The sequence below is a fragment of the Streptomyces sp. NPDC059166 genome (genome assembly GCF_042755185.1).
Classification (GTDB): Bacteria; Actinomycetota; Actinomycetes; order Streptomycetales; family Streptomycetaceae; genus Streptomyces.
The window spans coordinates 136,464-159,640 of sequence record NZ_JBHZCI010000015.1 but is presented as its reverse complement, the minus strand read 5'-3'; the positions used below and the strand labels follow the sequence as shown (position 1 = coordinate 159,640).

Here is a 23,177-nt window from a genome sequence, read left to right as displayed (position 1 = left end):
GTCGAGTTCAACGGCGAGAACAACCACGTCCACCTGCTCGTGAACTTCCCGCCGAAGGTCGCCGTGTCCAAACTGGTCAACAGCCTCAAAGGCGTGTCCTCGCGCAGGCTCCACCTGAGGGCACCTCCCGGCCGAAGGCTGGGGGAGAGTTCCCCGACCTCGTCCGCCACTACTGGCGGGCCCAGCGTCTGTGGTCCGGCTCGTACTTCGCCGGGTCGGACCCACTCGGGGCAGTTGACCGCCCAGATGCCGACCCGGTCGCCCTTCCCCACCCCGGACGCCATGAGCCCGCGGGCGAGTTCCGCCACGTCCGCGCCGAACTCGGCGTACGTCCAGCGGCGACCCGAGGTCACGTCGACCAGCACCTCACGCTCCCCGAACGCCTCGATCGCCCGGTCCAGGTTGCGTCCGATGGTGTCACCCAGCAAGGGCTTGTCGCCGGTGCCGTGCGCGTAGGAGAGTCCGGTCACAGCAGGTCCCCCTCGGCGTACTCGGTGCCGCCGCCCTGAGCGGTGCGCTCACGCAGCTCGATCCTGCGGATCTTCCCCGAGACGGTCTTGGGAAGTTCGGCGAACTCGATTCGGCGGACCCGCTTGTACGGCGCGAGGACCGCCCTGGAGTGCTCGAAGAGCACCTTCGCGGTGTCGGCGCCGGGCTCCCACCCCTCGGCGAGGACGACGTAGGCCTTCGGTACGGAGAGCCGCACCGGGTCGGGCGCCGGTACGACGGCGGCCTCGGCGACCGCCTCGTGCTCCAGCAGCGCGCTCTCCAGCTCGAAGGGCGAGATCTTGTAGTCGCTCGCCTTGAACACGTCGTCCGCCCGGCCGACGTAGGTGATGTATCCGTCCTCGTCGCGGGAGCCGATGTCCCCGGTCCGGTAGTAACCCCCCGCCATGGCCTCGGCGGTGCGCTCCGGGTCGCCGTGATAGCCCGTCATCAGGCCGACGGGCGGGGCGGCCAGGTCCAGGGCGATCTCTCCCTCCTCCGCACCCGGTTCACCGGAGACCGGGTCCAGCAGTTCGACCTTGAAGCCGGGGCTGGGGCGGCCCATCGAGCCTGCCTTGAGCGGCTGTCCCGGCGAGTTGGCCACCTGGACCGCGGTCTCGGTCTGGCCGAACCCGTCGCGGATGGTGACGCCCCAGGCGCGGCGCACGCTCTCGATGACCTCGGGGTTGAGCGGCTCCCCCGCCGCCACGACCTCGCGGGGCGGGGTCTTCAGCTGGGTGAGGTCGGCCTGGATCAGCATCCGCCAGACCGTCGGCGGGGCACAGAAACTGGTGATCGCGGACCGGTCCATCTCCGCCATGAGGCGGCCGGCGTCGAACCTGCTGTAGTTGAAGATGAAGACGGTGGCCTCGGCACTCCACGGTGCGAAGAGATTGGACCAGGCGTGCTTGGCCCAGCCCGGTGAGGAGATGTTCAGATGGACGTCGCCGGGCTTGAGGCCGATCCAGTACATGGTGGCCAGGTGGCCCACGGGGTAGGAGACATGGGTGTGCTCGACGAGCTTCGGACTGGCCGTCGTGCCGGAGGTGAAGTAGAGCATCAGGGGTTCGTCGGCGTCGGTCTCCCGGTCCGCGGTGAACTCCTCGGGCGCCTCGTCGGCGCCGCCGTAGGAGAGCCACCCCGCGACGTCGTCGCCGACGGCGATACGGGAGTAGTCCCCGGGTACCTCGTCGAACTTCGCCGTGTCCTGCGACCGGACGAGGACGTGCGCCACCCTGCCCCGGTCGACCCTGTCCCTCAGGTCGACCGGTCCGAGCAGCGGGGTGGCGGGGATGACCACGGCCCGCAGCTTCATCGCGGCGAGCGCCGTCTCCCAGAGCTCGGTCTGGTTGCCCAGCATGACGAGGATCCGGTCCCCGGCGCGCACCCCCTGTTCCCGCAGCCAGTTCGCCGCCTGCGCGGACCGTGCCGCCATCCGGGCGAAGGACACCTCCGTGCGCGTGCCGTCCTCCTCCACGATGTGCAGGGCGGTGCGGTGGTTGTCCTCGGCGATGACGTCGAACCAGTCGAGTGCCCAGTTGAACTGCGCGGGCCGGGGCCAGCTGAAGCCTTCGTACGCCGCGGTCCAGTCCTCACGGTGCTCGATCAGGAAGTCCCTGGCCTCCCGGAACATCTCGGTCGCACTCGTTGCCGGCATATGTCCTCCTCGTTGCTGCCACGTTCCTGACATCATGGGAACAGTGACCCTGATCTCACCACCCCCGGACGGGGGTAGGGGCGACGGGGCGGGGAGTCAGCGACGTGCCGGAACGCGGTGAGACCGAAGAGCTGAGGTCGGCGCTGCTCGGCCTGCGCCGGACGAGCGGGCTGCCCGTCGTGTTCGGCGGGCTGCTGTCGGACGCCCGTCATGCCCGGATCGGGGAGCTGAACGGGACCCGGACCCCGGCCCTGCGCGGGCTCGTCATCTCCTCCGGAAGCGGTCTCGGCGGCAAGGCCATCGCCTTGTCCCGGCCCTGCGCGGTCACCGACTATCCCTCCTCGCGCCACATCAGCCACGAGTACGACACGGCTGTCGCCGCGGAGGGCCTGCGCTCGGTGGTGGCGGTGCCCGTGGTCGTGGGGCGGACGGTACGCGGAGTGCTGTACGGGGCTCTGCGTGCGCCGCTGACGCTCGGGGACCGCACGTTCGACGCGGTGGCGTCCGCCGCACGGGACGTGGAGCAGGCGCTGGCCGTACGGGACGAGGTGCGCCGGCTCCTGGCGGCCACCGGCGGACAGGTCGCCGGTCCTGGCGTCCAGGCCGGGCCCTGGGAGGACGTACGGGAGGCGCACCGGGAGCTGCGGGCCCTCGCCCCGAGGATCGTCGACCCCGCCCTGCGTGACGAACTGCTCGCGGTGTGCGGGCGGCTGGCCTCGGCCGCAGGCCCGGAAGCCGCACCGGCGCCCCGTGTGCGTCTGGCCCCGCGCGAGGTGGATGTGATCGCCTGCGTGGCCTCGGGCGCCACGAACGCCGCTGCGGCCGAACGTCTGGGGCTCAGGCCGGAGACCGTGAAGAGCTACCTGCGGTCCGCGATGCGGAAGCTGGGGGCTCGTACCCGGTTGGAGGCCGTGGTGGCGGCCAGGCGCGCGGGGCTGCTCCCGTGACCGCGCACCGTGGGCGGAAGCTGGGGGCTCGTACCCGGTTGGAGGCGGTGGTGGCGGCCAGGCGCGCGGGGCTGCTCCCGTGACCGCGCACCGTGGACGGACCCGGGGGTGGCACCGGAGGTGCGGCCGGATCGCGGTGCCGCAGCCCTGAGATGAGCGGGTACGGGGCCACGGTGCTCGGCTGCTCGGCTCATGGGCAGACGGGGCGGCTCAGGGTCTCGCCCGGTTCCGAGGCCGTCCGGACGCGGCGGTGACCGGCGTTCCGGGAGGTTCCCCGCCCCGCGGCAGGTGGGCCACGCGTGCGGCGGCGTTCACGGGGCGGGCAGGTCACGACGGCCGTGCGGGGCGGTGGAACGGCGACACCCCGAGGCCGGCGGCATCGCCGGGGAAGCGGTGTCCGCCCCCATGATGGGGCGGTGATCAGTGTCCTGTTCGCCGTGCTGACCGCGCTCAGCAACGGCACCGCCTCGGTACTGCAGCGCCGTGCGGCCCTGCGCGTGCCCGACAGCGAGGCGATGCGGCTGTCGCTCGTCGGACACCTGCTCCGCCAGAAGGTGTGGCTGGGCGGCATCGGCCTCGTGATCGTCGCCGCCGTGTGCCAGGCGGTGGCGCTCGCCACGGGGCCCATCGCCGTGGTCCAGCCGATCTTCGTGATCGAGCTTCCGGCGACGCTGCTCATCGCGGGGTTCGTGATGCGCGTGGGTGTGGGGCGCACGGTGTGGGTGGGGGTGGCCACCGTGACTCTGGGCCTCGCCGTGGGTATGGCCGCGGCCGCGCCGGTCGGCGGGAGCGACGACGTCCAGGGGGCGGCCTGGATCCCGGCTCTGGTGGCGACCGGGGCGTTCGAGTTCGCCCTGATCACCGCCGCGCTGTCCACCTCGGGGAACGCCAGGGCAGCGCTGCTGGGCCTGGGGGCGGCCTGCGGCTACGCGCTGACGGCGGCACTGATGAAGGACGCCATGGCCCGGCTGGACAGCGACGGCGCGGTGGGCCTGTTCACCGCCTGGCAGTTGTACGCCACCGCGGCGGCGGGTGTGGGCGCTCTGTTCCTCCTGCAGAACGCCCTGCAGGCCGGGTCGCTGGTGGCGGTGCAGCCGATGCTGACCCTGGGGGACGCGCTGATCAGCATCACCTACGGGGTGACGCTGTTCGGTGAGGAGCTGCGCACCGGCTGGTGGCTGCTGCCGCAGATCGCGGGGCTCGCGCTGATCGCCGTCGGCTGTGTGGTCCTCGCCCGCTCCCCTCTGGCGAGCGCGAGCACCCCGCAGGAGGTGCGGCGGTGAACGGTCAGGGGCGGCCGCTCGCCGGGACGGCTTCGCCGGCCGGTACCGGCCCGGGCGGGGTCCCGTCGCCGAACGGACGGCCGCCGAGCTGCTCCCGGTGGTGCGGGGTGAGCCAGCCCGAGAGGCCGGGGCCCAGAGGGACGATGCCGGTGGGGTTGATCCCGGTGTGCACCTGGTAGTAGTGGCGCTTGATGTGGTCGAAGTCGACGGTGTCGCCGAAGCCCGGGGTCTGGTACAGGTCGCGGACGTACGCCCACAGGACGGGGTCCTCGGCGATCTTGGAGCGGTTGCACTTGAAGTGCCCGTGGTAGACGGCGTCGAAGCGTACGAGCGTGGTGAACAGCCGGATGTCGGCCTCGGTGATCGTGTCGCCGACGAGGTAGCGCCGGGCGGCGAGGCGTTCGGAGACCAGGTCGAGGCGTCGGAAGACATCGACGTAGGCGGCCTCGTACTCCGCCTGTCCGGCGGCGAACCCGGCGCGGTAGACGCCGTTGTTGACGTCCCGGTAGACGCCGTCCATCACGGTGTCGATCTCGTCGCGCAGCGGCTCGGGGTAGAGGTCGGGCGCGCCCTCGCGGTGCAGGGCGGTCCACTCGGTGGCCAGGTCCAGGGTGATCCGCTGGTAGTCGTTGGTAACCAGGGTGCCTGTCGGTACGTCGACGATCGCGGGGACGCTGACCCCTCCGGGATAGCCGCGCTCCCGCGCGTCGTACGCCTCGCTGAGGTATCCGATGCCCAGTACCGGGTCCTTGCCGCCCTCGTCCAGGGTGAAGCGCCAGCTGCGGTCGTCCTGGATCGGGTCGGCGACGGCCAGGGAGAGGGCGCTCTCCAGACCGAGCAGCCGGCGTGAGACGAGTGCGCGGCTCGCCCAGGGGCACGCGCGGCTGACGACCAGGCGGTAGCGCCCGGCCTCGACGGGCCAGCCGTTGCGGCCGTCGGCGGTGATGCGGTCGGCGAAGTGGCTGCGGGACCGCTTGAACGGCTTGCGGCCGTACGCGTCGTTCCCGTCCTGGTCGCGGGCCTCGGTGTCGCTCACGGTGTGCTCCTCGGCGAGTGGGTGGCGTCGGCGGCGGTCGTGCCGGCTGTCTCCGCGTGTCTCCTTCCCCGTCGGCCCGCCACGACGTCGGCGAGCGCCACGATCAGGGCGGCGAGGACGAACGCGACGGAGACGAGGAGTCCGTGGTCGTATGCTCCCGCCCAGCCCCCCGGGCCGAGCCGGGCGAAGAAGACGGAGCCCACCGCGGCGATCCCGATCGCCGAGCCGACCCGCTGACTTGTCTGGAGGGTGCCGCCCGCGCTTCCCGCGTTGTTCACCGGGACCTCGGCGAGGGTGAGGGTCTGGTTCGGGGCGATGACGAGGCCGCTCCCCAGCCCCGCCAGCAACAGTGGTGCCGCCATCGCGAGGCCGGCTCCACGACCCGGCACCAGGTGTGCCGCGAGGGCGGTGAGCCCGAGTCCGGCCGCCACCATGACGAGGCCCACGACGATGAGCGGCCGGCCGAAGCGGCCGACCAGCCGGCCTCCGATGCTCGCGGAGGCGCCCGCGCCCAGGGCGAACGGGGTGATGGCGAGTCCGGCCTCCAGGGCGCTGTAGCGCAGTCCCGACTGCAGGTAGAGGGTGCTGATGAAGAAGATCGAGGTGAATCCCGCGAAGTACAGAAGGATCATCAGGCAGCCCAGCCAGAAGGACCGGAGCCTGAAGAGCGCGAGGTTCAGCACCGGCTCGACGCTGCGCCGGGCGCATCGGGACTCCCAGGCGACGAACACCGTCAGCAGCACCGCGGACACCGGTACGAGCAGCCACTTGCCGTTGCCCTGCCACTGCTGGGCCTGGACGAACGGCAGCAGCAGCGTGAGGACGCCCGCCCCGAGCAGCAGCACGCCGACGGGGTCGAGGTCGCGGAGGCGGACCCGGGTCGCGGAGGGAGTGTCGGGGAGCAGGCGTCTGGCCAGCAGGAGGCAGACGATCCCGATCGGGAGGTTGACGTAGAAGACCCAGCGCCAGCCCTCCTGCGTGCCCGCGCTCTGGATGATGAGGCCGCCCAGCAGCGGACCGACGGCGGTGGAGATGCCGACGACCGTGCCGAACATGCCGAAGGCCCGGCCACGTTCGCGGCCGGAGAACATCTGCTGGATGAGTGCGGAGATCTGGGGCGAGAGGAGGCCGCCGGCGGCGCCCTGGAGGAGTCGGGCGATGACGAGCCAGAGGCTGGACTGCGCGGCTCCGCACGCGGCGGACGCGAGGGTGAAGAGGGTCAGCCCCACCATGAACATCAGGCGGCGGCCCCGTGCGTCGCCGAGCCGGCCGCCCGGGACGAGTACGAGGCCGAACGCGAGTGCGTACCCGGACAGCACCCACTGCAGGTCGGACTCGGGGGTGTCGAGTCCCTCCTTGATGGACGGCAGCGCCACGTTGACGATCGAGACGTCCAGCAGAGTCATGAAGCCCGCGACCAGGCACACGGCGAGCGCGCGCCAGCGGCGGGGGTCGGTGGGGACCGGACCGGAAGAGGGCGTGTCCCCGTCCCTCGCGCTCGCTGACATGATCCGCACCCTAAGGGCTGCCCGGCGATTCCCGGCGCATCAGCGCGCGGCTTCGGATGCGGTGCACCGTCCACGGTCTCCGCCCGGCCGAGCCGTACACCCGCTGTCGTCTCCAGCACCGGCCCCGACGTCCAGGAGTCCCTGCGGACCCCCGACTCCCCCGGTTTTTGCGGCGTGTGACGCCCCATCGGGGGTAGCGATGGGGCATGACTGTCGGGAAAACGAGCGTTCTCGTCCTGGACTGTGCCGAACCCATGGAACTCGCGCACTTCTACGCCACTCTCCTCGACGCCGAGACGCGGATCGGGAGCGATCCCGATTTCGTCGAGATCGTCGGCAACAGCGGGGTGCACCTCGCCGTGCGCCGCGACCACGGCTACGCCCCGCCCAGCTGGCCGCGACCGGAGGATTCCCAGCAGGCGCACCTGCGGGTCCTGGTGGACCCGGGTGACATGGACGAGGCGGAACGGGAGGCGATAGGCCTCGGCGCACGGCCGGTGGACACGGGCGACACCAACAGCGGACCGCGCGACGTCCGTGTGTACACCGATCCGGCCGGGCACTCGTTCTCGCTGGCCGTGTACCCGGCGCGCCTGCCGGAGCACACCACCGGGTGAGGCCTTCCGGGGGCGGGCAGACCCGAGTGTCCGCCGGTACGGGTGCCCGGGTCGGGGAGCATCCGGTTCCGGTTCCTCGGTCCTGGATCCCTCCGATCCGGTTCCCTCCCGGCCCGGGGGGCGTCGGACGGGAGCCATCGGTTCGGATCTCACGGCCCGGGTCCCCCGCCCCGGATCACCTCGGTCCGGCACCACCCGATGGACCTGGTCACCGGCCGGGGCCGTACACGGCTTCGGTCCGGTTCGCGGTTCGCGGTGGGTATGGACGGTGCGGGCATCGATCCGATTCGCGGTGGGTATGGCGGCGCGGGCTTCGGTCCGGTTCCGGTTCTCGGCGGGTATGGACGGTGCGGGCATCGATCCGGTTCGCGGGTCGCGGCGGGCACGGACGGTGCGGCATCGATCCGGTTCCTGTGCGCCGGGCGCCCCCACCGGCGCACAGGGACGCTCCCGGCTTCCCGGCATCGACGCGTCCGAGGGTGAACTGCCGTGCCCGCACTCCGGATTGACGCCCGGATTTAACCTCCGGTCTCTTGCCATGACAGGTCTACGCGCATAGCTTTTGGCCCCTCACCACACTTCTGGGGGCAATTCCCGTGCACATAGCCAGACCCGGTTCCGCCCTGCTGGCCACCGCCGTCGCCGTGACCCTGTCGGTGACCGCGCTGCCCGCCGCCTTCGCGGCGCCCTCGTCGTCGGCCGTCATCTCGGAGGTGTACGGCGGCGGTGGCAACTCCGGCGCGACGCTGACCCGCGACTACATCGAACTGGCGAACGCGGGGCAGAGTACGTTCGGCCTGTCCGGCTACAGCGTCCAGTACCTCCCGGGCACGCCCTCCGCCGGATCACTCTGGCAGGTGTCCCCTCTGTCGGGCGCCGTGGCGCCGGGCGGCCGGTACCTGGTCGCGGAGGCCGCGGGTACGGGCGGCACGGTGGCCCTTCCCGCCCCGGACACGACCGGCACCATCGCGATGTCCGCGACGAGCGGCACGGTGGCGCTCGTCTCCGGCACGACACCTCTGACCTGCAAGACCGCGGCGGACTGCGCGGCCGACACCCGGATCGTCGACCTCGTCGGATTCGGCTCGGCGGTCGTGCGGGAGGGTTCCGGCCCGGTGACGGGTGCCTCCAACACCGCTTCCGTGGCCCGCGGTTCGTCCCTGGCGGACACCGACGACAACGCCGGCGACCTGACCGCGGGCACCCCCACACCGGTCAACGCCGCCGGAGAGACCTCCGGCGGCTCGGGCCCGGGCGAGCCCGGCGGGCCGACCGAGCCCGGCACGGTCCGGATCCACGACATCCAGGGCACGACCCGCCTGTCCCCGCTCACCGGGCAGCAGGTCGCCGGGGTCCCCGGTGTCGTCACCGGTGTGCGGACCTCGGGCTCGCGCGGGTTCTGGATGCAGGACACCGCGCCGGACGGCGACGCCCGTACGAGCGAGGGCCTGTTCGTCTACACCGGGTCCTCGGCACCGGCCGTCTCCGTCGGTGACTCCGTACTGGTCAGCGGCAAGGTGGCCGAGTACTACCCGGCCACCGGGACCCAGTCCCTCACCCAGATCACCGCGCCGCTGACCACCGTCCTCTCCTCGGGCAACGCTCTGCCCGAGGCCGTCGCCCTCGACGCCCACTCGGTGCCGGACGCCTATGTGCCGACGGCCGGCGGCGCCTCGGTCGAGACGCTCGGCCTCGACCCGTCCGTGTACGCCCTGGACCTGTACGAATCCCTCGAGGGCTCCCGCGTCACGATGGCCGACACCCGGGTGACGGGCGCGACGACCGCGTACGACGAGGTCTGGGTGACGGTCAAGCCCAGGGAGAACCCCACCCGGCGCGGCGGCACGCTGTACCGGTCCTACGAGGACCAGAACACCGGCCGTCTCAAGGTGATGTCCCTGGACCCGGCACAGCCCGTCCCGGTCGCGAACGTGGGTGACGTGCTGTCCGGCACGACGACGGGTGTCGTCGACTACGCCTCGTACGGCGGATACAACGTCCAGGCCACCCAGCTGGGCACGCTCCGGGACAACGGGCTGAAGCGCGAGGTGACGCGGAAGCAGAAGCGCCGGGAGCTGGCGGTCGCCACGTACAACGTGGAGAACCTCGACGCGGCCGACGAGCAGGAGAAGTTCGACACCCTGGCGCAGGGGGTCGCGGTGAACCTCTCGTCGCCCGACATCGTCTCCCTGGAGGAGATCCAGGACGACAACGGTGCGGTGAACGACGGCACGGTGGGATCCGAGGCCACCCTGAAGCGCTTCACGGACGCGATCGTCGCGGCGGGCGGCCCCAGGTACTCCTGGCGCTATGTCGCTCCGGAGGACGGCAAGGACGGGGGCGAGCCCGGAGGCAACATCCGCAACGTGTTCCTCTTCGACCCTCACCGGGTCGAGTTCGTGGACCGTGCGGGCGGTGACGCGACCACCGCGGTGACCGCGGTGAAGACGCGGAAGGGAGTCGCGCTCTCCGTGTCACCGGGCCGGATCAACCCCACGAGCACCGCCTGGGACAGCAGCCGCAAACCGCTGGTGGGCGAGTTCCGCTTCCGTGGGGAGTCCGTCTTCGTCATCGCCAACCACTTCGCCTCCAAGGGCGGCGACCAGCCCCTGCACGGCCGTTTCCAGGAACCGGCGCGCGGTTCGGAGATCCAGCGGGTGCGGCAGGCGGCCGAGGTGAACACCTTCGTCACCTCCCTGCTGAAGGCGGACAAGTCGGCCCGGGTCGTCGCACTGGGCGACCTCAACGACTTCGCCTTCTCCGACACCATGAAGGCGCTGACCGGCGGCAAGGTTCTCAAACCGCTGATCACCACCCTGCCGGCGCGCGAGCAGTACAGCTATGTGTACGACGGGAACTCGCAGACGCTGGACCACATCCTGACCAGCCCCGCCGTACGCCGCTTCGACTACGACGTGGTGCACATCAACGCCGAGTTCGCGGACCAGGCCAGCGACCACGACCCGCAGATCGTGCGGATCGACGTGAAGGGCGGAGGCCACCGGCACTGACCGGAGCGGGTGGCGGCGCGACGGTCGTCGCCACCCCGTCCCGCACGCGTGACAGCCCTAGACGGCCGGGACGTCCGCACCCGGTCGTGCCTGGTGGGGGAGCCGGACGGCGGACGGTTCGAGCGGCTGGTCCGTGAAGAACCGGGTCACCAGGTCCGCGACCTCCTCGGAGCGCTCGAGCACGACCCAGTGGTCGGACTCCGGAAGGGTGAGGAAGCGGCTCCCCTCGATCGTCCGGGCGAACTCCCGCTGCAGCTCCGGTGACGTGACCGTGTCGTGCTCCCCCGCGAACACCAGCGTGGGTACGCCCGACAGCCCGCCGGTGAAGTCCGGCCGGTCGGCGATCGCCCGGTGCAGCGAGTCGGCGGCGTGCGCGGAGTGGGCGAGGGCGTGTGTGAAGGAGCGTCGCACGTAGCGGCGCGCCAGCTCACCGCGGTGCACGGGTTTGGCGGGGTCGCGGCACATCAGCCCGTCGGCGGCCAGTGCGGCGAACTTCTCGGGGTCCCCGTCGGCGAGTGCCCGCTGCGCGCGGTGCCAGTGGGCGACCTGGTCGTCGCCGATGTGGGTGGGGACTCCGCCGAGGACGAGCCTGGCGACACGCCGCGGGTCGTGCCGGGCGCAGCCGAAGGCGATGGCGGCGCCGTAGGAGAAACCGAAGAGGTTGATCCTGGCGACGCCCAGATCGTCCAGGATTCCGGTGACCGCCGCCCGGAGGATCTCGGCGCTCGGTCCGGGGGGCAGCGGGTCGGCCGTGCCCATGCCGGGCAGGTCGGCGGTGACCACATCGGTCAGCGGGCCCAGATGGTCGTCCATCTGGGGCCAGCCGAACATGCCCTGCAGTGCTCCGCCGATGACGACTACCGGTTCGGTGGCCGGAGCACCGGCTCCGGGGTCGCGGGGCAGGAGGCGGTAGCCGTAGCGCAGTCCGTCCACGGTCAGGCTGCGGATGATCTCCTCGGGCACGCTGCTCCTCGCTTCCGTCATGCCCTGGTGAGCACGAGCGCGGCGTTGTGACCGCCGAATCCGAGTGATGTCTTGACGGCACAGTCGAACGCCGCGTTCCGGGCCTCCTTCTGCACGATCTCCATGGGGATGGCCGGGTCGGGCGCCTCGAGGTTGACGGTCGGCGGGACCACCTGGTGCTGGAGGGCGAGGACGGTCAGGGCGGTCTCGATGCCGCCGGCGGCACCGAGGGTGTGACCGGTCATGGCCTTCGTCGAGGTGACGAGCGGGTGTTCGCCGAGGACGCGGCGGAGCATGGTCGCCTCGATGAGGTCGTTGGCGACGGTCGACGTGCCGTGGGCGTTGACGTGGCCGACATCGACGGCATCGATTCCGGCGTCGGCGAGCGCGGTGCGCAGCGCCCGCTCGATCCCGAGGCCGTCGGGGTCGGGGGCGACCGCGGAGTGGGCGTCGCTGGAGGCGCCGTACCCGGCGACGCGGGCGCGGACGGTGGCGCCCCGGGCACGTGCGTGTTCGGGGCGCTCCATGACGAGCAGCCCGGCGCCCTCCCCCACGACGAACCCGTCGCGGTGGGTGTCGAAGGGGCGGCACGCGGCTGACGGGTCGTCCCGGCGGGTGGAGACCGCCCTCATCTGGCATGCGCTGGCGATCAGCAGCCGGGAGCGGACCGATTCAGCACCGCCTGCCACGACGATGTCGCAGGCCCCGGTGCGGAGCATCTGATGAGCCGTGCCGATGGCGACGGTGCCGGACGAGCAGGCCGTGGAGACGGCCTGGCTGGGGCCGTGCACCCCCAGGTCCATGGCGACACTGCTGGCCGCGCCGTTGACGACGCTCAGCGGGGCGAGCTTCGGGGATACGCGCCGCGCACCGCGCTCGGTGAGGGTGGTGTGCTGCTCGTCGTAGAACGGCAGCCCGCCGTGGGCGGATCCGATGACGACGGCGACCCGCCCGCTGTCCCAGACCGAGGGGTCGAGTCCGGCGTCCGCGACCGCCTCACGGGCGGCGACCACGGCGAGTTGTGAGAAGCGGTCCATGAGCCGCTGCGCCGCGACGCCCAGTACCGCCTTCATGTCGAGGTCTTCGACGGTGTACATGAAGTCGCACGGCAGGCCATCCAGTTCAGGCAGATGCGGAACCGAGGGCGCTCCCGCGGTGTCGCACACCCCGCGCCAGGCGGCGTCCACGCCCACTCCGGAGGCGGTGACCAGGCCGATCCCGGTGACGGCGGCGCTGAACGGCTCGATGCCCGGCCGGGAGGGCCTGCGCGCGAACGGCCCGCGCCCCGTCACGCGCCGGCCTTGCTGCACACGGCCGTGACCAGGTGGCCCACGGTGTCGCGCGACGACAGCACGACGTCCTCCAGGTCGACGTCCAGCCGGTCCTCGATGAGGAGTCTGAGTTCTTCCAGCGCGAGGGAGTCCAGCCGCAGCTGACGGAGCGGCACCTCGGGCCTGATGGCCTCCGGATCGGTTCCGAATCTGGTGACGAGCAAGGCGCTGATCTCTTCCGAGGTGCTCATGGCGACGCTCCTCCGCTCTCGGTACGCGGTGACGCCGGCCGCGTGGTGGGTGGGGTGGCCATCGGGGGACGCCGGCTGCTCGGGAGGGACCCTTTATACGCCTTCGCGGCCGGTTCCCAGGCCCTCGTTCCCCCGTGAGGAGGGGTAGCGGCCAGGTGTACGAATCCCTCCGGCTCTCATGGGGGATTCCAGGGGCACGAACGTACGGGTGCGGCGTCGCGGACGGAGCCCCGCAGGGGACGCCGGGTGGCCGCGCCGACGCGGGCGCCTGTTCGGCCACTCGCAACTCGGCACATCCGTCGCCCAGTTGTGCTCCCCACAACCGGGCAGAGGATCCCGGAACACGTCCCGCACTCCTGCGCGGGCGGGATCCGCGGGACCGGCCGGTACGGGTGGCGGTCCAACAGCACTCCCTCCGGGAGTGTTTGAGCCGTAGGATCCGCGATCATGACCTTCGAAACGGTGCACCCCGCCGCTCCCGCCCCTGACGGGCCCGCCCTCTTCCCGACCATGTCGACGATGCGCGCCATGCGCAGGCTGAAGCCCGACGCAGTACCCCAGGAAACGCTCGACCAGCTGATACAGGCGGCCGTTTGGGGTCCCAGCGGTGGCAACATGCAGCGCTACGAGTACGTCGTGGTGACCGACCGCGCGGTCATGGCCGAGCTCGCGCCGCTGTGGAAGCGGTGCGTGGACGCCTATCTCGCGACGACCGGCAAGCACGCCCCCGACGGCATGCCCGCCGAGGCGTACGCGCGGATGGTCGCGGCGATCGAGTACCAGCGTGACCACTTCGCGGACACCCCGGCGCTGATCATCCCCTGCTACCAGTTCCCGGAACCGGAGTTCGACGAGGAAGGACTCGGCGTCTACGCCGAGGCGCTCGGCCCGGCGGGCCTGGAGCAGATGGCGGCCACCCAGACGCGCTTCCAGGCGCTCGCCGAGGGCTCCTGCGTCTATCCGGGCGTCCAGAACATCCTTCTCGCCGCACGTGCCCTGGGGCTCGCGGCCAACGTCACCATCTGGCACCTGATGCTGGAGCAGGAGTGGAAGAAGGCGCTCGGGATCCCCTCCGACATGCACACCTTCGCCGCGATTCCGGTGGGGTGGCCGCAGGGGAACTTCGGGCCGGTCCGGCGCCGCCCCGTGGCGGACGTCGTCCACCGGGACCGCTGGTAGCCACTGCGCGGGCCGTCACCCCGGGCGGGTGACGGCCCCTGGACGGCCGGTCGGACGGGCGTGGACGGCCCGCGTGCGGACTCCGCGGGACGGATCAGACCAGCCGCGGTCCGCGGCGGGCGGTCGCGGCCGAGCTGGTACCCGGGTAGACGTCGATACGCCCCGCTCCAGGACGCAGGCGCCCGTCGGGTCGTCGGTCCAGTAGCCGAGGTCCTCGGCTCCCAGGGTGAAGCGCACCCGGCGCTCCTCCCCCGGCCGGAGGGTGACACGCTCGAAGCCGCGCAGCCTGCGGACCGGCTGGACGACGGCTGCCGCGACGTCGTGCACGTACAGCTGGACGACCTCGTCGCCGTCGCGGTCCCCGGTGCTGGTGACCGGGACCGTGACCTCGACCTGCCCGCCGCAAGGGCGTCCAGGGTGTGCGCCCCGAAAGGCCCAGCTCCTGCGCCCCTGGCGCGACGGGTCGTCCACCCCTGGCCCGGATCCCAACTCCATTGGAGTGACGGGCAGTTGGACACGCGTAGACCTCATTGTCATGCGTCGATCACATCGATAGCCTGTGCGGGCTCAGCGGCCCCAGGCCCGACGTCACCCGGGTCCGGCGGTCCCCTTCTCCCCACAAGACCTGGAGCAGGTATGCCCCCACGACCCGTCGGCCACACCCGAGGCCGCGCGGCCGTCCTGGCCTCTCTCACCGCCACCGTCCTCGTCGTCACCGGGTATCCGGCCGGCGCGGCCCCGGCCGGGACCGACCCCATGAACAAGGCCCTCCAGCGGGCAGCAGAGAAGTACGGAGTGCCGCGCGACCTGCTCGCCGCCGTCGGCTACGGAGAGACACACCTGGACGGCCACCACGGGCGTCCCAGCCAGGACAACGGCTACGGCGTCATGCACCTCGTCAGCAACCCGGTGAACCACTCCCTCGAGAAGGCCGCCTCCCTGACCGGCGAGCCGGCGGCCGAACTCCGCGAGGACGACGGGACCAACATCCTCGGCGGGGCGGCCGTACTGCGCAGCCACGCCGACGCGCTGGGGCTGGACAAGGCCGAGCGGGCGGACATCGACGCCTGGTATCCGGCGGTCGCCCGCTACAGCGGAGCCGAGGGCGCCGTCGCCTCGCTCTACGCCGACACCGTCTACACCTTCCTCGCCGAAGGGCTCAGAGCCACCGTCGCCGGAGGCGAGAAGGTCACCGTCACCTCCCGGCCGGTCTCCCCCGAGAAGGGCGTCCTCGCGAAGGCCGACGTCACCGCGCAGAGCCCGGACTACCCGCCCGCGCTCTGGGTCGCCGCCGACTCGGCCAACTTCGCCACGGGCCGCACCGCGACCGTCGACAAGGTCGTCATCCACGTCACCCAGGGCTCGTACGCCGGAACGATCAGCTGGTTCCAGAACGCGACGTCCAAGGTCAGTTCCCACTACGTCGTCCGCTCCTCGGACGGCCAGATCACCCAGATGGTCCGCGACAAGGACACCGCGTACCACGCGAAGAGCGCCAACGCCTCGTCTCTCGGCATCGAGCACGAGGGCTTCATCGACGACCCGTCATGGTTCACCGACACCATGTACCGGTCGTCGGCCGCTCTGACGAAGTACCTGTGCGACCGGTACGGGATCCCGAAGGACCGGTCGCACATCATCGGGCACAGCGAGGCTCCCGGGAACGACCACACCGACCCGGGCGCGAACTGGAACTGGTCCTACTACATGCAGCTCGTCGGCGGTTCCGGCAGCGGGGCCGACGGCCTCAGCTTCTCGTCCTACACGACCCAGAAGTCAGGATCGACGGGCGACCAGGTGAAGGCCGTCCAGACCCTGCTGAACCAGCAGGGCTACGAGGCCGGCGCGGCGGACGGCGTCTTCGGCTCCACCACGCAGAGCGCCGTGGCGGCCTTCCAGAAGGCGCGCGGCCTGACCGCCGACGGCGTCGTCGGCCCGAAGACCTGGACGGCGCTGCTCTCCGCGGGAACCACTCCGGTCCTCACCAAGGGCTCCTCGGGAGACGCGGTGAAGCGGCTGCAGCGAACGCTCACGGCTGCGCTCGGCCGTACGGTGACGGCGGACGGAGCCTTCGGGGCACGGACCGACACGGCCGTACGCGACTACCAGAGCTCGCGGAGCCTGGGCGTCGACGGCAGCGTCGGCCCCGCCACCTGGGAGGCGCTGCAGGCAGGGCGCTGACGTACGGCGCGACGGCCGGGGAGGGCGCGACAGCCCCCGGCCACGACGTGGGCCCGTGTCCGGACCGGACACGGGCCCACCGCCTCAGAGACCTGCCGGGCGCATCACTTCAGGCCGAAGGCCCTGATGATCTCCTGGTCGACGACCAGGCCGCCGGGGCCTTCCGCGTGCACCTTGAGCGAGACCGAGGCCGCGCCCTTGGCCGGCGTCCTCAGTTGTGTGGTCCACGCTCCGGAGCCGCCCTTGGCCAGATCGACCGGGCTCCAGCGCTTGCCCTCGTCGTAACTGATCCACATCGAGGCGGACTTGGCCTTCACGGCGCCCTTCAGCCATTCCTGGGTGCCGGACTCCAGTCCGAGCTCGATCCGCTTGCCGGCCTCGACGTCACCCGCCAGGTCGGTGTCGACGTCGTAGTCGAGCTGCAGCATCGGGATGTCGGCCCGGGCGCCGTCGGGCAGCGCACCGGAGCGGAAGCCCCACTCGGAGTGGGTACGTGTGGAGGTCTTCCAGGTCTCCTCATCCCTTGCGGAGTCGATCACGAGGCGGTACGGAGTGCTTTCGTCGGACAGATCCCAGACCGACGTCGCCCGTCCCGCCCCCTTCTTGAGGAGCTTCTCACCCTGGTAGAAGGCGTAGGAGGTGGTGTCGTACTCGTCCTCGGGCATCGAGCCGGAGTGGCCCTCACCCGAGTCGGTCCACGGGGTGATGTTGAACTGGATGGTGTCGTCCGCGCGGAACGGCCCCCAGTACGCGGTGCCGAGTCGCGGACCCACCACCGGGGCGAACCACTCGTCGTGGTAGCTCGAGCCCGCCTCGTAGTCGGCCTCGGGGCCGCGGACCTCGTGCGCGGTTCCGTTGTCGGCGGTCAGGACGGAGTGGTTCTCGTACCAGAAGGAGTCGCCCGGGAGCGGGTTGACCCACTCGGTCCGGGTTCCGGGGAACTTCTCGTACTCCTCGAAGCCGAGGCCCGGGCCGTATTCCGGGATGTCGTAGCGGTAGCCGCCGCCGAGGTTCTCCTCGTGCCCGTGGAACGTGTTCGTGATCTCGGCGAGCTGGCGGGTCGAGGGCGCGAAGGCCAGGGACCGGTCGGGCACGGCACCGTCGTGGCGGTCGACCAGGTCGTACAGGTACCCGGCGAACCTCTTCTCGGCGACGGTCACCTTCTTGCCGTGCCGGGCCGCCTCGATCAGCTCCTGTCCCGCGATCCGCTGTGCCGAGACGACCGGGATCGACGCCTGCTCGCCGTAGGGGGCGTAGCGCTCCATCAGCCTGCCGCGGCCGTCGTTGACGACGAGGAGGGCCTGGGCACCGGCCGCGAGGGCGTTGGCCAGACGGTCGGCGGGCGCCACCGCGTCGCCGCGCTCGACGACCACGGCCTTGCCCTTGGCGTTCAGGCCGTCGTAGTCCGCCTCGGCGCCCTTGCCGGCGTAGACCGCGGTGAGCTTCGACGTCCTCCTGTCCGCGAGGGCGGAACCGCTCTGCGGGGTGGCGGGGACGTCCTGGCCGTCGGCCGTGACGTCGATCTGCTCCTCACCCTGGCGCCAGCGGGTCAGGAAGCTGAAGTCGCCCTGAGTGGGCTTCTTCGTGGGGCTCGCCCACAGCTGGTCGTAGGTCAGGGGAATCTGGTAGGCGTCCCGCTGTACCACGCCCCCTGGCGAGGTGCGCGCCATGTCGTAGCGCAGTTGCCGGGTCTCCGTCTCCTTGGGGGTGCGCACACTGATCCTGCGGGCCTCGGAGGCGTCGAGGGTGACCTTGGTGGCCGTGGTCAGCAGGATCTCGGGGGCCGCGAGGAACGCCAGTCCCTTCGAGTCCGCCCGGTCGCCGTCGACCTCCAGCGCGCTCCAGGCGGTGTAGTTGCCCGGAGGGAGCCGCAGGGTGGTCTCGCCGTCGACGGGGACGATGCTGAGCTGGGGGTCACCGAGTGCCCCGAGGATGACGTTGTCCGCCGCCGGCTTGCCCGCCCGGTCGCGCAGACGCAGGGTCAGGTCGTAGAGCTCGCGCTCCTTGGTCATGGCGAAGCCGGTGTGGGCCACGGTCGCACCCGAGGCGTCCTTGGCGACGACCTGTCCGGAGTACTGGGTGGCGTTCGCTGCCTTCGACGGGTCCAGCGAGAGGACGGCCTCCGCGGTGGAGCCGGCGGGGACGGTCAGCTTCCGTGTGGAGAGCGTGTACGCCTCGGCGTCGGTGCCCGTGCTCAGGTCGAGCGTGACGTCCTGGTCACCCGTGTTGCGGTAGGTGATGGTCCGCTCCGCGACCGGGTCGGACGCGCTGTGCGGCCAGTCGTAGGAAGCGACCGCGACCGAGCCGGTGGCCTCGACGGTCGTGTCGATCGCCGCCTTCACATCGAGGCGACCGGTGCCCTGCTGGTACGGCGAGTAGGCGGGGAGTACCAGGGACGAGCTCATCAGCGCGTCCTTGATGCGCTGCCCGGTCCATCCGGGGTGACGCTGCTTCAGGATGGCCGCCGCTCCCGCGACATGGGGTGTGGCCATCGAGGTACCGGACATCCGCTGGTACATGCCCTCGATGCCGGGGACCGACTGCGAGGCCGCGGCGTTGATGTCGACACCCGGAGCCGAGAGGTCCGGCTTCAGGCCGTGGGACCGTACGAGCGGGCCCATGGAGGAGAAGGCGGCCCGCCCGTCCTGCTTGTCGACGGCGGCGACGGTGAGCGCGCTCGCCGCCGAGCCCGGCGCGCCTATGGTCCCCTCGCCGTAGGCGTTGCCCGCGGCGATGACGAAGAGCGGGCCTCCGTCGGCGGAGAGCGTGTCGACGGCCTGTGCCATCGGGTCGGTGCCGTCGTCGGGAATGCTGGAGCCGAGGCTCATGGAGACGACGTCGGCGCCTTCGGACTTCGCCCACTCCATCGCCTCGATGATGCCGGAGTCGGCGCCGGACCCGGTGTCGTCCAGCACCTTGCCGACGATCAGGTCCGCGCCGGGGGCCACGCCCTTGTTGACGCCGTCCGAGGCGGCACCCGATCCCGCGACGGTGGAGGCGACGTGCGTGCCGTGGCCGTGCTTGTCGTCCACCTCCGCGCCGGGGACGAAGCTCTTCGACGCCTTGACGCGGTCCTTGACGTCCAGGTGCGTCGCGTCGATGCCGGTGTCCAGGACGGCGACCGTGGTGCCCGTTCCGTCGTAGCCCGCCGCCCAGGCCTGATCCGCGTTGACCTGGGGAACCGAGTCCTTGAGCGTTGCCCGGGCCTTGCCGTCGAGCCAGAGCTTGGTGATGCCGTCGTCGAGCGAACGGCTGTTCTCCGTACGGGAGATGTCGCCCCAGAAGGCGCGGGCGTCGTCCTTGTCGGCCTTGAGCGCCGCACCGTGGACGGACTCCAGCGGGCGGACGTCGGTGCTGCCCTCGGGCGCCGCGGGCAGCGAACGTCCCTTCGAGGCCGCGTAGGTGGCGATCAGCGGGATGCCGGCGGAACGCTTGTCGTCGTAGCCCATGGCGACCAGGGCCGAGACGTCGAACAGCCGCTTGTCCAGCTTGTCCGCGGCGATGAGCGAGGTGGCCTCGTCGGGGATGACGAAGAGCTCCTCGCCGGCCTGCTGGACGTGCACGCCGCCCTCGGCCCCGTCGGGCCGGTCGACGGTCACGGTGTCCTGAGCTCCGGCGCCGTCCCTGTAGTGGACGACGTCCCCGGTGATCAGCGTGATGTCGTAGTCGTGCACCTGCGATACGCGTTGGCCCCCGGCGGCGGAGGTCGCGGGGGCGGCGCCGGCGGAGGCCGCCACGGGGAGCATGACGCCGCTCACGAGGGCGACGGACGTCGCTATGAGCAGGGCCCTGTGTCCCGCGCGAGCGGGTCTCGCCCGGCCGGAGACGGAGGAGGGGGAAAATGTCATGCAGCTGATCTACCGGTAAATCAGCTGCGGCAGGCGGCCTCGCCCCGGCGTGAAACCGCCGTGGCGGTTATCCGCCTTCCGGTGCCGGGGGCTTGCGGCGGGGTTCAGGCCACCGAGGCCAGCGGAGTGCCGTCCTCGTGGTGGATCGGGGTGTGGGCGCCCTTGAGCGGCAGCCCGCTGCCGCCCCTCCGCTCCGCGACGATCTCCGCCACGATGGAGAGCGCGGTCTCCTCCGGCGTCCGTGCCCCGAGGTCCAGCCCGATCGGCGAGTGCAGCTTGGCGAGTTGACGTTCCGTCACACCCACCTCGCGCAGGCGTTCGTTGCGCTCCAGGTGGGTACGGCGGGACCCCATCGCGCCGACGTAGGCCACCGGGAGCCGCAGTGCCAGTTCCAGCAGGGGTACGTCGAACTTCGCGTCGTGCGTGAGGACGCAGAGCACCGTCCGCGCGTCCACCTCGGTGGTCGCCAGATAGCGGTGCGGCCAGTCCACGACGATCTCGTCGGCCTCGGGGAAGCGGGCCTCCGTGGCGAACACGGGACGGGCGTCGCACACCGTGACCCGGTAGCCGAGGAACCGGCCGGCCCGGACCAGGGCGGCCGCGAAGTCGATGGCCCCGAAGACGATCATCCGGGGTGGCGGCACGCTCGATTCGACGAGAAGGGTGAGAGGGCTGCCGCAGCGGGACCCCTCGGCCCCCACGGCGATCTCGCCGGTGCGGCCCGCGTCGAGCATCGCCCGCGTCTCGGCGGCGACTGTGCGGTCCAGCTCCGGGTGGCCTCCGAGACCTCCCTCGCGCGTCCCGTCGGACCGCACGAGCAGGGGCCGGCCGAGCATCTCGGCGGGGCCCTCGGTGACGCGGGCGACGGCGGCCGCCCGGCCCTGCGCCGCGGCCGCGAAGGCCGCGGCGAACACCGGGCGCGCGGGATCCTCCGCGCGCACCGGGGTGACCAGGATGTCGATGACACCGCCGCAGGTCAGACCTACCGCGAAGGCGTCGTCGTCGCTGTAGCCGAAGCGCTCGCGGACGGTGTTCCCGTCCTCCAGCGCCTGCCGGCACAGCTCGTACACCGCGCCCTCCACACATCCGCCGGAGACCGACCCGACGGCCGTGCCGTCGCTGTCCACCGCGAGGGCGGCGCCGGGCTGCCTGGGTGCGCTTCCGCCGACCGCCACCACGGTGGCGACGGCGAACTCGCGTCCCTGCCCGACCCACCGGTGGAGCTCCTCGGCGATGTCCAGCATGGCGTGTCTCCTTACGACTGAGGTGCGGGGGCGCGGTGGACGTCAGCTGACGCCCAGCCAGCTCTCGATGGGATGGAGGGCGAAGTAGACGAAGAAGACGAGCGTCAGGACCCACATGAAGGCACCGACCTCGCGGGCCCGGCCCTGGGCGGTCTTGATGGCCGTGTACGAGATGACGCCCGCGGCGACACCGGTGGTGATGGTGTAGGTGAACGGCATCAGGACGACGGTGAGGAAGACCGGTACGGCGACGGAGCGGTCCGCCCAGTCCACGTGCCGGGCGTTCTGCATCATCATGGCGCCGATGACGACCAGGGCGGCCGCGGCGACCTCGGCCGGGACGATCGCCGTCAGCGGGGTGAAGAAGAGGCAGGCCGCGAAGAACAGTCCGGTGACGACCGAGGCGAGCCCGGTGCGGGCACCCTCGCCGACGCCGGTCGCCGACTCGACGAACACGGTCTGGCCGGAGCCGCCGGCGACGCCGCCGATGGCACCGCCGGCGCCGTCGATGAACAGCGCCTTGGACAGGCCCGGCATCCGGCCCTTGTCGTCGGCGAGGTTGGCCTCGGTCCCCACGCCGATGATGGTGGCCATGGCGTCGAAGAAGCCCGCGAGCACGAGCGTGAAGACGATCATGCCGACGGTCATGACGCCGACGTCTCCCCAGCCGCCGAACTCGACGTCGCCGAAGAGCGAGAAGTCCGGCGAGGAGACGGCGCTGCCGCTCAGCTCGGGCGGGCCGCTGCTCCAGGACTTGGGGTCGATGTCGCCGACGGCGTTGACCACGACCGCGATGACGGTACCGACGACGATGCCGATGAGGATGGCACCGGGGACGTTGCGCGCCTGCAGCATGAAGATGAGCAGCAGGGTCACGGCGAAGATGAGCACCGGCCATCCGGTCAGCTCACCGGTGGGGCCGAGGGACAGCGGGGTGGCCGTCCCCTGGTGGACGAATCCCGCCTTGACGAGACCGATGAGGGCGATGAAGAGCCCGATACCGATGGTGATGCCGTGCTTCAGGGCGAGCGGGATGGCGTTCATGATCATCTCGCGGAGCCCGGTGACCACCAGGAGGCAGATCACCACACCGTAGATCACGCACATGCCCATGGCCTGCTGCCAGGTCATGGCGGGCGCCACCTGGGAGGCCAGCACTCCGGAGACGCTGAGGCCGGCGGCGAGAGCGAGCGGCACCTTGCCGACGAAGCCCATCAGCAGGGTGGTGGCCGCCGCGGCGAGCGCGGTGGCCGTGATCAGACCCGACTGGCCGAGGAGCTGGCCGTCGACGTCCTTGCCGCCGAGGATCAGCGGGTTGAGCAGCAGGATGTACGCCATGGCCATGAAGGTCGTGACGCCACCGCGCACTTCACGGGCGACGGTCGAACCGCGCTCGGATATGTGGAAGTAACGGTCGAGCCAGGATCGTCCGGCGGGGACACGCGAGCCGGGGCCCGCGTCCTCCGCGCTCGTCCTGGGTTCTACGGACTGCTGGGTCATGTTGCCTGACTCCCAAGGTTCACAGGGGCACCCGCGTGGAGATCGGAGAAGTGCGGGATTTGGGATGCTGCGAGGCGCACGACCCGGGGGACGGCCCGAGACGAACTCTTCGTGCAGACGGTGCGGTGATGCGTGGACTCCGGACGGTGCGCGCGCGGGGAAGTGTGACGTTCACGGCAGATACGCACCGCCCGG

The 23,177-nt window shown here is 71.5% G+C and carries 16 protein-coding genes and 2 pseudogenes; 7 read left to right on the top strand and 11 right to left on the bottom strand.

Annotated features, from left to right (window positions below; genetic code table 11):
- Window positions 1-111: pseudogene (locus ACFXOA_RS14210) on the top strand (transposase); the annotation flags it as partial.
- A gap of 107 nt (window positions 112-218) precedes the next feature.
- Here the strand turns inward: ACFXOA_RS14210 and ACFXOA_RS14205 are convergent.
- Together ACFXOA_RS14205 and ACFXOA_RS14200 are read right to left on the bottom strand one after the other, a co-directional pair.
- A pseudogene (locus tag ACFXOA_RS14205) lies at window positions 219-470 on the bottom strand (AMP-binding protein); the annotation flags it as partial.
- Entirely contained in the window at window positions 467-2,143 is a 1,677-nt protein-coding gene (locus ACFXOA_RS14200) for an AMP-binding protein (RefSeq protein ID WP_385026723.1), read from the bottom strand. The gene ACFXOA_RS14200 and the pseudogene ACFXOA_RS14205, both read right to left, overlap by 4 nt.
- Window positions 2,144-2,247: 104 nt before the next feature.
- Between ACFXOA_RS14200 and ACFXOA_RS14195 the strand changes: the two genes are divergently transcribed.
- Complete coding sequence (locus ACFXOA_RS14195; protein WP_385026720.1) at window positions 2,248-3,090, top strand: response regulator transcription factor; 843 nt, start codon at window positions 2,248-2,250, stop codon at window positions 3,088-3,090.
- A 416-nt stretch (window positions 3,091-3,506) separates the two neighbouring features.
- On the top strand, window positions 3,507-4,373 hold the full coding sequence (locus ACFXOA_RS14190; protein WP_385026717.1) for a DMT family transporter: 867 nt from the start codon (window positions 3,507-3,509) through the stop codon (window positions 4,371-4,373).
- A gap of 4 nt (window positions 4,374-4,377) precedes the next feature.
- Here the strand turns inward: ACFXOA_RS14190 and ACFXOA_RS14185 are convergent, their stop codons facing one another.
- Together ACFXOA_RS14185 and ACFXOA_RS14180 are read right to left on the bottom strand one after the other, a co-directional pair.
- The gene (locus ACFXOA_RS14185; protein ID WP_385026714.1) at window positions 4,378-5,409 is read right to left on the bottom strand and encodes a glutathione S-transferase family protein; all 1,032 of its coding nucleotides are present in this window, start codon (window positions 5,407-5,409) and stop codon (window positions 4,378-4,380) included.
- A complete protein-coding gene (locus ACFXOA_RS14180; protein WP_385026711.1) occupies window positions 5,406-6,917 on the bottom strand; it encodes an MFS transporter in 1,512 nt (503 codons plus the stop codon). Before ACFXOA_RS14180 ends, ACFXOA_RS14185 begins: the two co-directional genes overlap by 4 nt.
- A 206-nt stretch (window positions 6,918-7,123) precedes the next feature.
- Here ACFXOA_RS14180 and ACFXOA_RS14175 point away from each other — a divergent pair, with 206 nt between their 5' ends.
- Window positions 7,124-7,534, top strand: a complete 411-nt coding sequence (locus ACFXOA_RS14175) for a VOC family protein (protein ID WP_385026708.1) — start codon at window positions 7,124-7,126, stop codon at window positions 7,532-7,534.
- Between the two features lie 596 nt (window positions 7,535-8,130).
- Window positions 8,131-10,545, top strand: coding sequence for an endonuclease/exonuclease/phosphatase family protein (locus ACFXOA_RS14170; RefSeq protein ID WP_385026705.1), 2,415 nt, complete (start codon window positions 8,131-8,133; stop codon window positions 10,543-10,545).
- Between the two features lie 57 nt (window positions 10,546-10,602).
- Here ACFXOA_RS14170 and ACFXOA_RS14165 read toward each other — a convergent pair whose 3' ends face one another.
- Genes ACFXOA_RS14165 through ACFXOA_RS14155 form a run of 3 tightly spaced genes read right to left on the bottom strand, consistent with a single transcriptional unit; the run spans window position 10,603 to window position 13,030 of the window.
- A complete protein-coding gene (locus ACFXOA_RS14165; protein ID WP_385026742.1) occupies window positions 10,603-11,508 on the bottom strand; it encodes an alpha/beta fold hydrolase in 906 nt (301 codons plus the stop codon).
- A 17-nt stretch (window positions 11,509-11,525) separates the two neighbouring features.
- A complete protein-coding gene (locus ACFXOA_RS14160) occupies window positions 11,526-12,800 on the bottom strand; it encodes a beta-ketoacyl-[acyl-carrier-protein] synthase family protein (protein ID WP_385026702.1) in 1,275 nt (424 codons plus the stop codon).
- Window positions 12,797-13,030 carry an acyl carrier protein gene (locus ACFXOA_RS14155; protein WP_385026699.1) on the bottom strand — a complete coding sequence of 78 codons (234 nt, stop codon included), beginning with the start codon at window positions 13,028-13,030 and terminating at the stop codon, window positions 12,797-12,799. The genes ACFXOA_RS14160 and ACFXOA_RS14155 overlap by 4 nt, the downstream gene beginning before the upstream one ends.
- Window positions 13,031-13,477: 447 nt before the next feature.
- On the opposite strand from ACFXOA_RS14155, the gene ACFXOA_RS14150 reads away from it, so the two are divergent.
- On the top strand, window positions 13,478-14,209 hold the full coding sequence (locus ACFXOA_RS14150; RefSeq protein ID WP_385026697.1) for a nitroreductase family protein: 732 nt from the start codon (window positions 13,478-13,480) through the stop codon (window positions 14,207-14,209).
- Window positions 14,210-14,224: 15 nt separating this feature from the next.
- Here the strand turns inward: ACFXOA_RS14150 and ACFXOA_RS14145 are convergent, their stop codons facing one another.
- Entirely contained in the window at window positions 14,225-14,704 is a 480-nt protein-coding gene (locus ACFXOA_RS14145) for a fibronectin type III-like domain-contianing protein (RefSeq protein WP_385026694.1), read from the bottom strand.
- A 141-nt stretch (window positions 14,705-14,845) separates the two neighbouring features.
- On the opposite strand from ACFXOA_RS14145, the gene ACFXOA_RS14140 reads away from it, so the two are divergent.
- Window positions 14,846-16,390, top strand: a complete 1,545-nt coding sequence (locus ACFXOA_RS14140) for a peptidoglycan-binding protein (protein ID WP_385026691.1) — start codon at window positions 14,846-14,848, stop codon at window positions 16,388-16,390.
- Between the two features lie 104 nt (window positions 16,391-16,494).
- Here the strand turns inward: ACFXOA_RS14140 and ACFXOA_RS14135 are convergent, their stop codons facing one another.
- The 3 genes from ACFXOA_RS14135 to ACFXOA_RS14125 all read right to left on the bottom strand — a co-directional run bounded on the left by ACFXOA_RS14135 (window position 16,495) and on the right by ACFXOA_RS14125 (window position 22,982).
- The gene (locus tag ACFXOA_RS14135; RefSeq protein WP_385026739.1) at window positions 16,495-20,136 is read right to left on the bottom strand and encodes a S8 family serine peptidase; all 3,642 of its coding nucleotides are present in this window, start codon (window positions 20,134-20,136) and stop codon (window positions 16,495-16,497) included.
- A 206-nt stretch (window positions 20,137-20,342) separates the two neighbouring features.
- Entirely contained in the window at window positions 20,343-21,482 is a 1,140-nt protein-coding gene (locus tag ACFXOA_RS14130) for an XdhC family protein (RefSeq protein WP_385026688.1), read from the bottom strand.
- 42 nt (window positions 21,483-21,524) lie between these two features.
- Window positions 21,525-22,982: an NCS2 family permease gene (locus ACFXOA_RS14125; protein ID WP_385026685.1), complete on the bottom strand. Its 1,458-nt coding sequence runs from the start codon at window positions 22,980-22,982 to the stop codon at window positions 21,525-21,527.
- Window positions 22,983-23,177 lie beyond the last annotated feature (195 nt).

What these genes read in the sequence shown, in the direction of transcription:
- ACFXOA_RS14130 (WP_385026688.1), bottom strand. Translation starts at nt 21,482, where the DNA reads ATGCTGGACATCGCCGAGGAGCTCCACCGGTGGGTCGGGCAGGGACGC.
- ACFXOA_RS14145 (WP_385026694.1), bottom strand. Translation starts at nt 14,704, where the DNA reads ATGGAGTTGGGATCCGGGCCAGGGGTGGACGACCCGTCGCGCCAGGGG.
- ACFXOA_RS14200 (WP_385026723.1), bottom strand. Translation starts at nt 2,143, where the DNA reads ATGCCGGCAACGAGTGCGACCGAGATGTTCCGGGAGGCCAGGGACTTC.
- ACFXOA_RS14125 (WP_385026685.1), bottom strand. Translation starts at nt 22,982, where the DNA reads ATGACCCAGCAGTCCGTAGAACCCAGGACGAGCGCGGAGGACGCGGGC.
- ACFXOA_RS14180 (WP_385026711.1), bottom strand. Translation starts at nt 6,917, where the DNA reads ATGTCAGCGAGCGCGAGGGACGGGGACACGCCCTCTTCCGGTCCGGTC.
- ACFXOA_RS14150 (WP_385026697.1), top strand. Translation starts at nt 13,478, where the DNA reads ATGACCTTCGAAACGGTGCACCCCGCCGCTCCCGCCCCTGACGGGCCC.
- ACFXOA_RS14140 (WP_385026691.1), top strand. Translation starts at nt 14,846, where the DNA reads ATGCCCCCACGACCCGTCGGCCACACCCGAGGCCGCGCGGCCGTCCTG.
- ACFXOA_RS14135 (WP_385026739.1), bottom strand. Translation starts at nt 20,136, where the DNA reads ATGCTCCCCGTGGCGGCCTCCGCCGGCGCCGCCCCCGCGACCTCCGCC.
- ACFXOA_RS14155 (WP_385026699.1), bottom strand. Translation starts at nt 13,030, where the DNA reads ATGAGCACCTCGGAAGAGATCAGCGCCTTGCTCGTCACCAGATTCGGA.
- ACFXOA_RS14175 (WP_385026708.1), top strand. Translation starts at nt 7,124, where the DNA reads ATGACTGTCGGGAAAACGAGCGTTCTCGTCCTGGACTGTGCCGAACCC.